The organism is Winogradskyella arenosi, from assembly GCF_003337305.1.
Lineage (GTDB): Bacteria > Bacteroidota > Bacteroidia > Flavobacteriales > Flavobacteriaceae > Winogradskyella > Winogradskyella arenosi.
The window spans coordinates 690,177-704,709 of record NZ_QPJO01000002.1; the positions used below are offsets into that span (position 1 = coordinate 690,177).

The 14,533-nt window shown below is 34.7% G+C and carries 14 protein-coding genes and 1 other RNA gene; 9 read left to right on the plus strand and 6 right to left on the minus strand.

Annotated elements, in window-relative coordinates; genetic code table 11:
• Nucleotides 1-171 precede the first annotated feature (171 nt).
• The 4 genes from DFQ08_RS07710 (at nucleotide 172) to DFQ08_RS07725 (ending at nucleotide 4,256) form a co-directional block, all read left to right on the plus strand.
• On the plus strand, nucleotides 172-657 hold the full coding sequence (locus DFQ08_RS07710; RefSeq protein ID WP_114309419.1) for a SixA phosphatase family protein: 486 nt from the start codon (nucleotides 172-174) through the stop codon (nucleotides 655-657).
• On the plus strand, nucleotides 657-2,711 hold the full coding sequence (gene ppk1 / locus DFQ08_RS07715) for a polyphosphate kinase 1 (RefSeq protein ID WP_114309420.1): 2,055 nt from the start codon (nucleotides 657-659) through the stop codon (nucleotides 2,709-2,711). The genes DFQ08_RS07710 and ppk1 overlap by 1 nt, the downstream gene beginning before the upstream one ends.
• A 3-nt stretch (nucleotides 2,712-2,714) precedes the next feature.
• On the plus strand, nucleotides 2,715-3,620 hold the full coding sequence (locus tag DFQ08_RS07720; RefSeq protein ID WP_114309421.1) for a Ppx/GppA phosphatase family protein: 906 nt from the start codon (nucleotides 2,715-2,717) through the stop codon (nucleotides 3,618-3,620).
• Nucleotides 3,621-3,725: 105 nt separating this feature from the next.
• On the plus strand, nucleotides 3,726-4,256 hold the full coding sequence (locus tag DFQ08_RS07725) for a porin family protein (protein ID WP_114309422.1): 531 nt from the start codon (nucleotides 3,726-3,728) through the stop codon (nucleotides 4,254-4,256).
• A gap of 82 nt (nucleotides 4,257-4,338) precedes the next feature.
• On the opposite strand, the gene miaE is transcribed toward DFQ08_RS07725, so the two are convergent.
• Genes miaE through dnaX form a run of 3 tightly spaced genes read right to left on the minus strand, consistent with a single transcriptional unit; the run spans nucleotide 4,339 to nucleotide 7,236 of the window.
• Nucleotides 4,339-4,920, minus strand: coding sequence for a tRNA-(ms[2]io[6]A)-hydroxylase (miaE, locus tag DFQ08_RS07730; protein WP_114309423.1), 582 nt, complete (start codon nucleotides 4,918-4,920; stop codon nucleotides 4,339-4,341).
• Between the two features lie 2 nt (nucleotides 4,921-4,922).
• Nucleotides 4,923-5,507, minus strand: coding sequence for a hypothetical protein (locus DFQ08_RS07735; protein ID WP_114309424.1), 585 nt, complete (start codon nucleotides 5,505-5,507; stop codon nucleotides 4,923-4,925).
• A 4-nt stretch (nucleotides 5,508-5,511) separates the two neighbouring features.
• Entirely contained in the window at nucleotides 5,512-7,236 is a 1,725-nt protein-coding gene (gene dnaX / locus DFQ08_RS07740) for a DNA polymerase III subunit gamma/tau (RefSeq protein WP_114309425.1), read from the minus strand.
• A gap of 145 nt (nucleotides 7,237-7,381) precedes the next feature.
• Between dnaX and rnpB the strand changes: the two genes are divergently transcribed.
• Nucleotides 7,382-7,692, plus strand: an RNA gene (gene rnpB, locus DFQ08_RS07745) — RNase P RNA component class A.
• 45 nt (nucleotides 7,693-7,737) lie between these two features.
• Here rnpB and DFQ08_RS07750 read toward each other — a convergent pair.
• From DFQ08_RS07750 to DFQ08_RS07760, 3 genes are read right to left on the minus strand one after another with little or no spacing between them, the layout of a single operon-like run.
• Complete coding sequence (locus tag DFQ08_RS07750) at nucleotides 7,738-8,286, minus strand: RsmD family RNA methyltransferase (protein ID WP_114309426.1); 549 nt, start codon at nucleotides 8,284-8,286, stop codon at nucleotides 7,738-7,740.
• Nucleotides 8,277-9,107: a DUF3822 family protein gene (locus tag DFQ08_RS07755; protein ID WP_114309427.1), complete on the minus strand. Its 831-nt coding sequence runs from the start codon at nucleotides 9,105-9,107 to the stop codon at nucleotides 8,277-8,279. Before DFQ08_RS07755 ends, DFQ08_RS07750 begins: the two co-directional genes overlap by 10 nt.
• Nucleotide 9,108: 1 nt before the next feature.
• Nucleotides 9,109-9,834 (minus strand): hypothetical protein, encoded by a 726-nt coding sequence (locus DFQ08_RS07760; protein ID WP_114309428.1) that lies wholly within the window; start codon nucleotides 9,832-9,834, stop codon nucleotides 9,109-9,111.
• 157 nt (nucleotides 9,835-9,991) lie between these two features.
• Between DFQ08_RS07760 and DFQ08_RS07765 the strand changes: the two genes are divergently transcribed.
• The 4 genes from DFQ08_RS07765 to DFQ08_RS07780 all read left to right on the plus strand — a co-directional run bounded on the left by DFQ08_RS07765 (nucleotide 9,992) and on the right by DFQ08_RS07780 (nucleotide 14,455).
• Complete coding sequence (locus DFQ08_RS07765) at nucleotides 9,992-11,431, plus strand: ATP-dependent DNA helicase (RefSeq protein ID WP_114309429.1); 1,440 nt, start codon at nucleotides 9,992-9,994, stop codon at nucleotides 11,429-11,431.
• A gap of 327 nt (nucleotides 11,432-11,758) precedes the next feature.
• Nucleotides 11,759-12,487 carry a 3-deoxy-manno-octulosonate cytidylyltransferase gene (gene kdsB / locus DFQ08_RS07770; protein ID WP_114309430.1) on the plus strand — a complete coding sequence of 243 codons (729 nt, stop codon included), beginning with the start codon at nucleotides 11,759-11,761 and terminating at the stop codon, nucleotides 12,485-12,487.
• Nucleotides 12,478-13,179 carry an HAD family hydrolase gene (locus DFQ08_RS07775; protein ID WP_114309431.1) on the plus strand — a complete coding sequence of 234 codons (702 nt, stop codon included), beginning with the start codon at nucleotides 12,478-12,480 and terminating at the stop codon, nucleotides 13,177-13,179. Before kdsB ends, DFQ08_RS07775 begins: the two co-directional genes overlap by 10 nt.
• A 193-nt stretch (nucleotides 13,180-13,372) precedes the next feature.
• Nucleotides 13,373-14,455 (plus strand): iron-containing alcohol dehydrogenase family protein, encoded by a 1,083-nt coding sequence (locus tag DFQ08_RS07780; RefSeq protein ID WP_245935394.1) that lies wholly within the window; start codon nucleotides 13,373-13,375, stop codon nucleotides 14,453-14,455.
• Nucleotides 14,456-14,533: the final 78 nt, after the last annotated feature.

Genomic DNA, 14,533 nt, shown 5'->3' on the forward strand with positions numbered 1-14,533 from the left:
AATGGATTTATCAATATGTTTTAAATTTGGGGTCATTTACATTAGTTTTACAAAGCAAAATAACTTATAACTAAAAGCATACACAAATATTTGAGTTGAAGAGGCAATATACTCGTCAAAACGGACATATGCAACTCTTTATCGAGAATAAATGTATTTTATCGATAAAAAATGAAGGAAATTATACTTGTTAGACACGGAAAGTCATCATGGGAATATGATGTATTAGATCGCGAAAGGCCTTTAAAACAGCGTGGTAGCACAGATGCGGCATTAGTAGCTAAAGAGTTTTGTAAGAAAAATAGCGCACCGTTAAACGTTTTTTCTAGTCCAGCGAAAAGAGCGCTCGATACTTGTAAGATTTTCACTACGATATTTAATAGGGAAGTGGATCAGATTACAATTGAGGAGGAACTATACGATTTTGACGGTAGAAATGTCATTGACTTTATAAAAAGGTTAAGAAATGATGTTGCTCAGGTTATGATTTTTGGTCACAACCACGCTTTAACGTCAATTTCTAATATCTTTGGAAATCAATATATAGATAATCTTCCTACAAGTGGTTTGGTGAAAATTTGCGTGGACATTGAAGATTGGAATGCGTTGAAAAAAGGAACCACAGAACTAATTATTATTCCAAAGGATTTAAGATAATGACAAAAGATAAAAACATATATATAAATAGAGAATTAAGTTGGTTAAAATTTAACGAGCGTGTACTTCAAGAGGCGGCCGATAAGGATGTACCGCTTATTGAGCGTTTGCGTTTCCTTGGAATTTTCTCTAATAACTTAGATGAATTCTTTAAGGTAAGATATGCTACGGTAAAACGTATTTATGAAGCGGGAAAAGGTGGGAAATCAGAGCTTGGTGGTATCCGTGCTGGTGATCTTTTAGAGGAGATTACACAAATTGTAATTGCACAACAAAGTTATAGTTTAGAAATTTTAGAGGAAATTGATTTAGAACTCCAAAAGGAGAATATATATGTTATTAATGAGACTAAAATTGATGAACGCCATCACGATTTTATAAAAAATTATTTTTATCAAGAGTTGAGTCCGGCATTAGTGGTCATCATGTTAAATGAAGAGGTGGCCTTACCCGAACTTATGGATATATCGGCCTATCTTACCGTAAAAATGAGTACCAAGGAAGGTAAAGATCAAGTGGCGCTTATAGAGATCTCCTCTACCATGGATCGTTTTGTAGTCTTACCAAGTTTAGACGGGATCAGCTATATTATCATGGTGGATGATATTTTAAGGTATTGCCTCGATGATATCTTTAATATATTTACTTACGACGCGATTAGTGCCCATATGATTAAGATTACTCGCGATGGAGAATTGGATTTTGACAGTGACTTGAGTAAAAGTTTTATCGATAAACTATCTGAAAGTGTAAAAGATCGTCAAAGTGGGGCACCAGTGCGTTTTGTTTACGATATGAATATTGATCCCGATACGCTCACCTTTCTTCTAAAATTGATGGCTATAGATGAAAAAGAAAGTATCATTCCAGGAGGGCGTTACCACAATCGAAGAGACTATATGAGCTTTCCAAGTTTAGGTCGTACAGATTTGCTCTATGATAAAATTAAACCACTTCCTGTAAAAGGGCTTAGTTTTGAAGATAGTATTTTTAAAACCATTGCTAAGAAGGATTATATGGTGTATACGCCTTACCATACCTTCTCTTATATTGTTAAGTTTTTACGTGAAGCAGCCTTAGACCCACAAGTAAAAACTATAAAAATTACCATCTACAGATTGGCGCAAATTTCTCACGTGGCCAGTTCCTTAATTAATGCCGCAAAAAATGGAAAAAAAGTTACTGTATCTATTGAGCTTAGAGCCCGTTTTGATGAAGAGGCTAATATTAATTATGCAGAGCAGATGCAAGACGAAGGCATTACTATGCTCTTTGGTGTAACCGGCTTAAAGGTACATTGTAAAATGTGTGTTATTGAGCGCGAAGAGAATGACAAGCTTGTAAGGTATGGTTTTATAAGTACAGGGAATTTTAATGAGTCTACAGCTAAAATTTATACAGATTTTACATTGATGACTTCGGATGCTAAAATTCTTAAAGATGTTAATAAGGTCTTTAACTTTTTTGAGGTGAATTATAAGGTAAATCGCTACAAACATATTATCACATCTCCACATTATACTAAGACTAAAATCTTTAGTTTAATTGATAAGGAAATTGAAAGTGCCAAAGCTGGAAAGACCGCTTATATAAAGCTGAAAATGAATAGTATTAGCAGTTATAAGATGATTGATAAGTTGTATGAAGCAAGTCGGGCAGGTGTTAAAATTAAAATGATTGTAAGAGGGATCTGTTGCTTAGTTCCTGGTGTAAAAGGAATGAGTGAAAATATAGAAATAATTAGTATTATCGATAAGTTTTTAGAGCATACCCGTTTGTATATTTTTTCTAATGATAACGATCCAAAAATTTATATTTCTTCAGCAGATTGGATGACGAGAAATATAGATCATAGAGTAGAGGTGAGTTGCCCAATCTATGACGATGACATTAAACAGGAGCTTCAAGATTTATATGAGATTTGCTGGAATGACAATGTTAAAGCTAGAATCATTGATGAAACGCAAAATAATACTTATCTTAGAAACAATAAACCAAAAGTGAGAGCACAATTTGATACGTACAAGTATTATTTAAATAAATTTGAAGGATAGAACATGCTGAAAATACAAAAATATGCAGCTATTGATATTGGATCTAACGCTGTAAGATTATTAATTTCAAACATTATAGAACAAGATGACACCAAGGTGGTTTTTAAAAAAAACTCACTGGTTAGAGTCCCAATTCGATTAGGTGCAGATGTGTTTCTTAAAGGTGAAATTTCAGAATACAACCAAGAACGGATGTTAGACACCATGAAGGCTTTTAGTCTTCTAATAAAGTCGCATGGTGTGGTAAGGTATAAAGCCTGCGCCACATCTGCGATGCGTGAGGCGGCCAATAGTGCGCCTTTAGCAGAAAAAGTCTTAGAGTCTTGTGGTATTCATATTGAAGTTATTGATGGAGAAGAAGAAGCAGCTATAATCGCAGCCACAGATCTACAATCTTTTATAAATCCTAATAAAACCTATTTGTATGTAGATGTAGGTGGAGGAAGTACGGAGTTCTCCGTGATCCATAATGGCGATAAAAAAGTATCGCGTTCCTTTAAAATTGGAACCGTAAGGTTATTGAATGATATTGTAAAGAATGAGACCTGGATAGAGCTAGAACGTTGGATTAAAGAGCATACAAGTCCTTACGAAAAAATAGCGCTTATCGGTTCTGGTGGAAATATCAATAAGATTTTTAAAATCTCGGGTAAAGACGCCGGAAAACCGTTGACCTATTTCTATTTAACGAGTTACTATAAGATGCTTCAAAATTATTCTTATGAGGAACGTATTACCAAACTCAACCTTAATCAAGATAGGGCTGATGTGATTATTCCTGCAACCCGAATTTACCTTTCAGCAATGAAATGGAGTGGGGCAAAAGATATTTATGTTCCTAAAATTGGACTCTCTGATGGGATTATAAAAAGCATGTATTTTGAGACCGTTTCAAGTGTAACTGTATAGTTATAAGTGCTAAATATTCCATTTGTCCGATTTTTCTCTATATAGACCTATTAATTCATCTTCGTTTCAGAATTTATATATATTAGTATTCTCAAATTGAAAATTATGAAAAAATACATTGTTGCCTTATTGTTCGTAGCGTCTACTTCTATCGGAATGTCACAAGATATCCTGTATGGTGTTCGAGGCGCATTAAATGTGTCTAATTTAGATTTTGAACCCGATGCAACCTTTGAAAACCAACATAGAAACGGTTTTGCATTTGGAGGTTTTGTAGAGTTTAATTTGTCTAGCCGTGTTTCATTACTTACAGAATTACAATGGTCTGCGGAAGGCGCAAAAGAACATAATCTTAGAGCCGATTATATAAAGTTACCTATTCTTTTTAGAGTAAATATAGCGGATAACCTTACTTTAGGTTATGGACCTCAAATAGCTTTAAAAACGTGGGCTTACGAAGACAGTTTTGAGACGTTTGCCTTTTCTGGTGTGGCGGGATTAGAATATATGATTACCGATGAGTTATTTGTAGATGCAAGGTATTACTACGGAATTACTAATATTTTAGATGAAGATTTTACAGATACAGAAGCCAATAATCATGTGTTACAATTTGGTATAGGAATAAAATTATAAACACATTACTAACCTATAAAAAAAAACGCTTTAACTTTAGTTAAGGCGTTTTTTTTATGAGTGATTTCAAGAGGTTTTTAGCTTAACCATGAATGGTTTCTTTATTCCCTAGGTCCTTCATAATTTCGGCTTCATAAATAAGTAGGTCTTCCCATTTTTCATCAACTTCCATACGGTTGCCATAGGTTCTCGCAAAATTTAAAAACATCGTATAATGGTTAGCTTCACTAATCATTAATTTACGGTAAAATTTAGCGAGTTTCTGATCTTCTAAAGCTTCTGAAAGTAATCTAAAACGCTCACAGCTTCGGGCTTCAATTAAAGCCGCATAAAGGAGTCTGTGTACCAATTGTGTGGTTCTGCTTCCGCCTTTTGGAAAGAATTTTAAAAGCGCAATAACATAGTCGTCCTTACGGTCTCTGCCTAACGTCCATCCGTGTTCTAAGATGAGATCATGCACCATTTTAAAATGGCTCATTTCTTCATTGACCAAAGCAATCATTTCCTCTACTAATTCTGTGTATTCCGGAAAACTTACAATAAGAGAAATAGCCGTACTTGCTGCCTTTTGCTCACAGTAAGCATGGTCTGTTAAAATATCTTCAATATTTTTTTCAACGATATTAACCCATCTTGGGTCAGTTGGTAATTTTAATCCTAGCATAATTAATTTTGTGTTACATGTACCATTTGTAGGTTCCCATCTTCATTAATAAATAAGGTGTGTTGGGCAAAACGATCCGTTTCAGGAATGCTATAAACCACATCTATAAGAACTTCATCTTTTAATGCGGGCTCATCATCAACCTGAATAGATTGTAATACGCCTAAGGAATGGAAATTATAAAAAGGCGAATCTGCTGCGTAATTATCACGATACCCTAATAAGGCGTTGGCTTTCGCTTTGTTAAAATGTTCTTCGTAAATTAATTGACCTTCTTTTTCAACACGAATATCGAAGTTAAAATTACGGTAGTGCGTTTGGTAATTGACGGTATCTTTTATTTTAGAAATTAACACGCTTTGACTCATATCTGCGTAGGTCTTAATTTTAACGCGATACCCGTTGTGTAATAAGGTATCTACCTCACGTTCTATATACGCCTTAGGGATAAAAACTTGTTTTTCTAAAGTGACGTTGTTCTTAAATTCGGTAATACTTTCGGACAAGGCTTGACGCTTACTTTTGGGTCCTTGACAGCTAATAGTGCCAAAAATAATTAGGATAAAAATAGCTATAGTATGTCGCATGGTATTAAATGTCTAGTCCAAATTTTAATCTTAAAATCTCAACGTTTGGGTTTTTCTCTTTTAGCTTTTCGTACTTTTCAATAGGTGTATAAGCAAACTTTTTTGCAATTTCTTCGTTCACTGAAATGTCTAGCGCTAAATCGTAATTTAATAACTTTTTCTTTAAAAAGCCCATTAGAGCAGATTCGGCACGCTGTAATTCTATTTTATTGGTGCTGTTAGAGTAAGTTAAATGGATGGTTGTTCCGTTTAATTTAGGAGCATCCATTTGTAAAATAGAGGCCATAATTTTTTCACCTTTTTTATCCATTTCGTTGGTGTACTCTTGCCAAGCTTCCGTTAAAGCTTCTTGTGTAACAGGTTCTTTAGGTAGATTGTCTTCATCAATAACCACGTCCATTTGACGTAATTGATGTTGTTTTTTTTCCCTAATACTTTTTAAGGAAAGCCCTGAGGTGCGTTTATTAGCTTGATCTAAGGATAACTTAGGGATACTAGGCTTTGGCGTTTCGGCAGCAGGCGGTGCACTTTGTGCTGTGGTTTGTGAGGCCTTTGTATTTGCTGCAGTCTTAGTGGCCGCTGGCTTAGGTTTTGTAACCGCAATAGGGTTTATGCCTTTGGCTCTAAAATAAGACGGTGGAATTATGAAGTGCTTAGAATTTTTTTTTTCTCCATCAAAAGTGATAGAGGCAAGTTGCATAAGCGTGAGTTCAACGAGTAAACGTTGATTTTTACTGGTCTTGTATTTGAGGTCGCAGTCGTTAGCGAGCTGTATGCCTTGCATTAAAAACCCATGCGAGGTTTTCTGGGACTGTTCTTTGTATTTAAGACTGGTATCTTCACCAACTTCTAATAAAGGGATGGTGGCAGGATTTTTACAGACCATTAAATCTCTAAAATGAGAAGCTAAACCTGAAATGTAATGATGGCCATCAAAACCTTTAGAGAGAATGCTGTTGAGTTGTACTAATAACTCCGGAATTTTATTCTCTAATATAAGATCTGTACTGGTAAAATACGTTTCGTAGTCTAATACGTTTAGGTTTTCTGTAACCGCTTGTCGTGTAAGGTGCTTTCCAGAAAAACTAACCACACGGTCAAATATAGATAAGGCATCTCGCATGGCCCCATCAGCCTTTTGCGCAATAATGTGTAAAGCATCATCTTCAGCTTCAATACCTTGCTCTTGTGCAATATATTTTAAATAGTCTTTGGCATCTGAAACCGTTATACGTTTGAAATCAAAAATTTGACAACGTGATAATATGGTTGGAATAATTTTATGTTTCTCAGTTGTTGCAAGTATAAAAATACAATGCTTTGGTGGCTCCTCTAAAGTTTTAAGAAAAGCGTTAAAGGCCGACTGAGACAACATGTGGACCTCATCAATAATATACACCTTGTATTTTCCAACCTGAGGCGGAATACGTACTTGGTCTGTTAGATTTCTAATGTCATCTACAGAGTTGTTAGACGCGGCATCAAGTTCAAATATATTAAAGGCAAAATCTTCGTCTTCACTAGTCTGTCCGTCGCTATTAATCATTTTAGCCAAAATACGAGCGCAGGTAGTTTTACCAACCCCTCTTGGTCCTGTAAATAATAGGGCTTGGGCTAAGTGATTGTTCTCTATAGCATTCAGTAAAGTGTTTGTAATAGCTTGCTGACCTACAACATCCTTAAAGGTTTGTGGTCTGTATTTTCGAGCCGATACTACAAAGTGTTCCAATGTTTACTGTGCTAATTAAATACCTTTCGGTGTTGTGAGACTTAAAATTTATTACTGAATGACAAATTTAATAATAACCATTTAAATGCTCTTTATAAGGATTGAAATTTAATAGGAGTTATTAACAATTTATGTACTTTTGCGGCAAGTATATCGCCTTATCGATTCTAAATGTATTTAGGGTAGGAAAGTCCGAACACCATAGTGTAATCATAGTGGTTAACAGCCACCCGCCGGAAGGTGAGGAAAAGTGCAACAGAAAGTATGTACAGGTCATGCTGTAGTGAAACCAGGTAAACTCTATGAGGTGCAATGTCATGTATACTAACGCTTGAGCGTACACGCGCGATTGTTAGAGGGTAGGCAGCTAAAGTTTGCTGGTAACAGTAAACGTAGATAAATGATAAGGGCTCCTTTTTTGGAGTACAGAATTCGGCTTATAGATATGCTTAAACAAACAAGCTTCATGATTTTCATGAAGCTTTGTTTTTTATAAGTGTGTTACGATTCGCTGTCCGGTTCAAAAAAACTAAACATATTTCCACCGTAACTCTTTGAGTAGGCGTAATGCTCTAAATGACTTAGGTCAGTATGCTTAGAGTGTTCTACAATTAAAACGCCTTCATCTTCTAATAAGGCATTCTGAAAGACCAATTCTGGAATTTTAGAAAAGGCTTCCACCTCAAAATCGTAAGGAGGATCCGCAAAAATGATGGTATGCTTTTGTTTCGATCTTTCTAAAAATTTAAAAACATCACTTTTAATGGTGCTGATGGTTAAATCAAAAGCATCTGCCGTTTCATTTATAAATTTAATACAACCATAGTGATCGTCTACAGCAGTAATTTGTGTAGTGCCTCGCGATCCAAATTCGTAACTAATATTACCAGTGCCCGAGAATAAATCTAAAACAGAGATATCGTCAAAATAATATTGATTATTAAGAATATTAAATAAGGCTTCTTTAGCCATATCAGTGGTAGGTCTTACGGGTAACTTTTTAGGCGCCGTAATACGTCTGCCTTTAAATAATCCTGAAATTATGCGCATTCAAAGGAATTTAAGATTAAAAAATAATGATATAAATAGCGTCTATCTAAGTCTGTATCTATAGCGTAATTATAGTCTTTATCTACAAAGTTAAGATGTCTAATATAAGTGTAGAGTAAAACATAAAGTTCATCGCCAAGAGAGATGTGGCCTGCAAGTTCTACTTCAGTGGTTTCGGGGTCGAGTTTTAGCTGCTCAAACACAAATAAAATATAATAAAGAAAATCTTCCTTACTGTAGTATTCAAACGTGTTAAACAGTTCTAATTGCGTGCCATTAACTACTAACAATTCAATGCTTGCGGTATTAACATGAATATAGACTTTAGCTTTAGCCGTTAGGTCTTCCTCGGGCTCTTGAGTTAGGTTTAATAATGCATCTATAAGAATACTGGAGGCATGCTTGTATTCAAACGCCCCAAAAGTGTCAAAAATGTAATTGTTGATATTGACATAAGGAACATAAACATTAACACTGTTGTTGGTAGAGAGGCGATCTTCAGTGATAAAATCGTTTCTTAAAATTCTAGAATTAAACTTTAAGTAGTCGGTTTTATATTGCTCATCGTAGAGTTCTTCTGGAACTAAGGTTGACAGTTCGTTTTGGTGAATAACTCTAACAGCATTAAAATCTTCAGAAAACACCGTTTGTTGACTGAGTTCCTCTTTTAAAAGTTGAAGGACTTCGTCTGGAGTTTGCTTAACATCAAAGGTAATGGTATTAAGAAACTCAATAGAATTCTGAGTTTTGTTTAGTATACAAAAAGAAAGCCCATTCAAATTAATTTGAATGGACAGTTCTTTAATATCGTTTATTTTCAAACTATTCTTTATTAGTGTAGCTTTTTGGCCAGTTTCCTTTTGTGAAAACTTCTTCCATAGATCCTACTTTTAAAGTTGGTCCATTTACACCATCAACAGAAACAACTTGCTTTTCTTTTTCTACCAAGTAAGCTTCTTGGTCAGCTAAGATAACATCTTTCTCTACACTTGCTTCAAAAACTGGAAATTCATCTAACTTATCAGCTTTAAGCGTAAATTTAGCACCTTCTTTACCAACACCAACATTCATCATGGTTTTGTAACGGTCACTTCCTTTAAAGACAGAATCTTTAACTGAGTAATAACTTAAGGTATCAATAAGTGTTAAGGTCTTCATGGTTTCAACACCACCAAAAGCACGTGTACGTTCTTCATCTAAAACTAAAGTATCACGACGCTGTGTAATTGGCACTTTTCCTGTTTCAACAAATTTAATTAAAGAATCAAAACTTGCAGTGTAAGCACCGTTAACATCTTTATAAGCTAATTGTGTATCTCTAATGTCAATAAGACGGTCAATAACAACAGCGTAACGTTTCTTTTTAAGTTGGTTAAATTCTATTTCTTTGTAAACAGAATTATAAGTAATATAGCCTAAGAAAATAATTAAGACCCAAAGTAAGATATTAATAACTGGTTTTATTTTTCTTGGTACAAATTTGTCAATTAACCATACGATTCCTACGGTTAAAAGTATAATAACTACAATTGCAATAATTACGTTCATATTAGTTTTTATTAATTAGGTCTAACGCAAATCTACAATTTTTTTTTGTTGCTAAAAACTATCTAAAATAAAAATCAAAAAAAATAATTAACTTCAGGTATAATGGGCTCTAAAAAGAGAGAATAATGCTATCTTGCTCTATTATTTAAATTCTTATATGATTTCTAATGCATCCGCATTTTATTCGCTACTAAAATCTAAATTTCCCTTTACACCAACGTCTAAACAAGATATGGTGTTAATGCAATTGTCTCAATTTATTTTTGATTCGAATAAAAATGCCATCTATCTCCTTAAAGGTTATGCCGGTACCGGTAAAACAAGTATTATAGGTACTGTAGTTTCTAATTTATGGCACGCTAAAAAGAGTGCCGTATTATTGGCACCTACCGGAAGGGCGGCTAAGGTGATTTCTAATTATTCAAAGAAAGAAGCCTTTACCATTCATAAGAAGATTTACTTTCCTAAAAAAGAGAAAGGCGGGGGTGTTAATTTTGTTATTCAACCCAACAAACATAAAAACACCTTATTTATAGTTGATGAAGCCTCTATGATTTCAGATACGCCTCCAGATTCTAAATCCTTTGATAGCAGTTCGTTATTAGATGATTTGATTTCTTATGTGTATTCGGGTCAGAATTGTAAACTCTTATTAATAGGGGATAAAGCCCAATTACCACCGGTAAAGTCTGATTTAAGTCCGGCTTTAGATGAAAACAATCTCAGCTTAACTTATGTCAAGGATGTTTTAGGGATTGAGTTAGATGAAGTGGTGCGACAAGAATATGATTCGGGTATTTTAAGTAATGCCACCGAATTAAGAGCAGTTTTAGATTCTACCATTTATGAAAGCTTTAAATTTAACTTGAATGGTTTTACGGATAGCGTGAGACTTATAGATGGTTATGAAATTATGGATGCCATTAATGATGCTTATAGTGAAAATGGTTATGAAGAAACCGCTATTATAGTAAGAAGTAATAAACGTGCCAATATGTATAACCAACAAATACGACAGCGGATCTTATTTAATGAAAGTGAATTGTCTTCGGGCGATTACTTAATGGTTGTAAAGAATAATTATTTTTGGATTAAACCCAACACAGAAGCGGGCTTTATTGCCAATGGTGATATTATTGAAGTCCTCGAAATCTTTAGTATTAAAGAGCTGTACGGCTTTAGGTTTGCAGAAGTAAAAGTACGAATGGTAGATTATCCTCAAATGAAGCCCTTTGAAACGGTATTGTTGCTAGACACAATAGAAGTAGAAAGTGCCTCTCTGAGTTATGAAGACTCAAACCGTTTATATCAAGAAGTGTCTAAAGATTATGCTGATGAAACCAAATACAAACAGTTTTTAGGTGTAAAGAACAACAAGTTTTTTAATGCTTTGCAGGTGAAATTCTCTTATGCCATAACCTGTCATAAATCTCAAGGTGGACAGTGGGATACGATTTTTGTAGAGCAACCTTATTTGCCTAATGGTATGGATAGGGATTATATCCGTTGGTTATATACCGCCATTACAAGAGCAAAGAACAAGTTATACCTTATAGGGTTTAAGGATGACATGTTTGTAGATAACGAAACCTTCTAAATAGAAAACACTCCTATAAATTGGGAAAGTGAACTTTTGCCTTGGTAGGGCTGCGCAGGAGTTTTCCTCATAAGGTCGTGCAAACTTAATTAGCGATAAAGAATGGCTAGTTTTAAGGCGGAATATTGGAATACCTATCTTTTCAGAAGGAAGAAGACGCTAAAGGCAATATTTTGACTATATATCATAGATCTAAATCCCGTTTTTTATAGACTTTGAATACAAAGCGCTATCTTGAAGACAGCAAAAAGTTAGACAGATATAGAATAAAATCAGCTTTAAATCTTATTTTTGAAGTTGAAAACTTTCAAGACACCCATCACATCAATGAAAATAATATCCATGATTCCCGCACGCTACAGTGCTTCGCGATTTCCAGGTAAATTAATGCAAAATTTAGCCGGAAAATCTGTTATTTTAAGAACGTACGAAGCTACGGTGGCAACCAATTTGTTTAGCGACGTCTATGTGGTGACGGATAGCGAGATTATCTATGATGAAATTGTAAATCATGGCGGAAAAGCTATTATGAGCCTTAAGGAACACGAATCGGGGAGCGATCGAATTGCAGAAGCTGTGGCTAATGTAGATTGCGACATCGTTGTAAATGTGCAAGGTGACGAACCTTTTACAGAACGTGAAAGCTTGGCAAAAGTCTTAGAAGTTTTTAAAGATGATAAAGCAAAAGAGATTGATTTAGCTTCTCTTATGGTAGAGATTAAGGATTGGGAGGAAATTAGCAATCCTAATGCAGTTAAGGTTATTGTAGATCAAGAAAATTTTGCCTTATATTTTTCACGCAGCCCTATTCCTTATCCACGAGATAAAGCGGTTGGAGTACGTTATTTTAAACACAAAGGAATTTACGCCTTTAGAAAACAGGCCTTATTAGATTTTACAGTGTTACCGATGAAGTTTTTAGAAGCTTCTGAAAAAATTGAATGTATACGCTACTTAGAATACGGAAAGCGAATAAAAATGGTTGAAACCTCAATTGAAGGTGTAGAAATTGATACGCCTGAAGATTTAGAAAAAGCAAAGCGTTTGTGGAAGTAGATTATAAAAATATACAAGTTATAGGTTTTGATGCCGATGATACGCTATGGGTTAATGAAACCTATTTTAGAGAAGCTGAAGCAGAAGTTGGGCTGTTATTATCACATTTTGAAACACCAAATAAAATAGATCAAGAACTGTTTAAAATTGAAATTAAAAATTTGCCAACCTATGGTTATGGGGTGAAAGGATTTGTACTATCAATGATAGAATTGGCCTTAGACCTCTCTAATGGTACGGTGTCTAATACCATTATTGAAAAGATTTTAGAACTTGGTAAGGCCATGATAAATAAACCTATTGAGTTGCTTGATGGGGTAGAAGAGGTGCTTAAAGGACTTTCTAAAGATTATAAATTGATTGTGGCGACTAAAGGCGATTTGTTAGACCAAGAACGGAAGTTAGAAAAATCGGGCTTGTTAAAATATTTTCATCACATTGAAGTCTTAAGTGAGAAAAAAGAGGAAAACTATAAACAGTTATTAAAGCGATTAGATATTGAGCCTGAGTCCTTTTTAATGGTAGGAAACTCATTAAAATCAGATATTTTACCGTTAGTAAAAATTGGAGCGCAAGCAATTCATGTTCCTTTTCATACCACATGGCAGCATGAGCGTGTTACACAAAAAGAAACCCATGGATTGGCTTATAAAACTGTTTCGAGTTTAACAGAGATTTTAAATTATTTCTAAAAAAACAGCCAAAAGTTTATAAGAAAATTACAATAAGAGGCTCTAAATGATGTGCTGACCAAATTATAACGTTAAAGGAGTGGTATAAAAGTAAGAATTCACTTCAAAATAAATAGAATAAAAGTAAAAGTTTAGACGCCTTCAATACTAATAATTAACTAAAGTTCTTATTTTTGTTAAAGATAGAAAGTCAATGAAATTTAAAAATTATCCAATGGTGTCCAGAGTGGTTTTTGGGCGCGGAAGCTTTAATCAACTCGACGAAATTCTCGCTTTAAAGCGCAAAGGAACAAAGGCGCCGTTCATCTTTTATGTAGATGAGGTCTTTAAAGGAAATCATTGGTTAACCTCCAGAATACCGCTTTCATATAAAGACAAAATTATCTATATTCCAACGTTAAAAGAGCCTTCTACAGATCAAATCGATCAGTTGGTTGAAGACCTTATTTTAGAGTACAGTGAATTACCTTCGGGAATTATAGGTATTGGTGGAGGTATTGTTTTAGATGTTGCTAAAGCGGTTTCATTAATGTTAACCAATACAGGAGAGTCTAAAGATTACCAAGGTTGGGATCTTATAAAACAACCCGCTATTTATCACGTTGGGATTCCGACCTTATCAGGGACAGGAGCCGAAGTCTCTAGAACAACAATTTTAACCGGTCCGGTACGTAAATTGGGGATTAACAGTGACTATACGCCTTTTGATCAAGTGGTCTTAGATCCAGAATTGACAAAAGATGTTCCTAAAGACCAATGGTTTTTTACCGGGATGGACTGTTTTGTTCACTGTGTAGAGTCTTTAACAGGGACCTATCTCAATGCCTTTAGCCAAAGTTATGGTGAAAAAGCGTTTGAGTTATGTAAAGAAATCTTTTTAGAGGGGAATTTATCTGAAGAAGAAGCTCAAGATAAGCTTATGATGGCTTCTTGGCACGGCGGAATGAGTATTGCGTACTCTCAAGTGGGAGTGGCTCATGCTATGAGCTATGGTTTAGGTTATTTATTAGGAATTAAACACGGTGTCGGAAACTGTATCGTTTTTGATCATTTAGAAGAATACTATCCTGAAGGTGTAGCGATCTTTAAAAAGATGAAAGCCAAACATAATATTGAAATTCCTCAAGGGGTTTGTGCCGATTTAGAGCCCGAACAGTTTGATACAATGATTGATGTGGCTTTAAGTTTAGAACCTTTATGGGAAAATGCTATCGGTAAAAACTGGAAAACCATCATTACAAGAGAAAAGTTGCTTGAGCTTTACAAAAAGATGTAATTTCTATCATTCAAGAGCGATAAGGACTTATCACGAAATCTTGCTTTAAATGTTATTTTTAGCGGTGGATTGCTGAAA

Bases quoted from the DNA above. Each gene is read 5' to 3' on its own strand.
- DFQ08_RS07735 (WP_114309424.1), bottom strand. From the start codon at position 5,507: ATGCGACATACTATAGCTATTTTTATCCTAATTATTTTTGGCACTATT.
- DFQ08_RS07780 (WP_245935394.1), top strand. From the start codon at position 13,373: ATGAAATTTAAAAATTATCCAATGGTGTCCAGAGTGGTTTTTGGGCGC.
- DFQ08_RS07725 (WP_114309422.1), top strand. From the start codon at position 3,726: ATGAAAAAATACATTGTTGCCTTATTGTTCGTAGCGTCTACTTCTATC.
- DFQ08_RS07760 (WP_114309428.1), bottom strand. From the start codon at position 9,834: ATGAACGTAATTATTGCAATTGTAGTTATTATACTTTTAACCGTAGGA.
- DFQ08_RS07750 (WP_114309426.1), bottom strand. From the start codon at position 8,286: ATGCGCATAATTTCAGGATTATTTAAAGGCAGACGTATTACGGCGCCT.
- DFQ08_RS07710 (WP_114309419.1), top strand. From the start codon at position 172: ATGAAGGAAATTATACTTGTTAGACACGGAAAGTCATCATGGGAATAT.
- miaE (WP_114309423.1), bottom strand. From the start codon at position 4,920: ATGCTAGGATTAAAATTACCAACTGACCCAAGATGGGTTAATATCGTT.
- DFQ08_RS07720 (WP_114309421.1), top strand. From the start codon at position 2,715: ATGCTGAAAATACAAAAATATGCAGCTATTGATATTGGATCTAACGCT.
- ppk1 (WP_114309420.1), top strand. From the start codon at position 657: ATGACAAAAGATAAAAACATATATATAAATAGAGAATTAAGTTGGTTA.
- DFQ08_RS07765 (WP_114309429.1), top strand. From the start codon at position 9,992: ATGATTTCTAATGCATCCGCATTTTATTCGCTACTAAAATCTAAATTT.
- kdsB (WP_114309430.1), top strand. From the start codon at position 11,759: ATGAAAATAATATCCATGATTCCCGCACGCTACAGTGCTTCGCGATTT.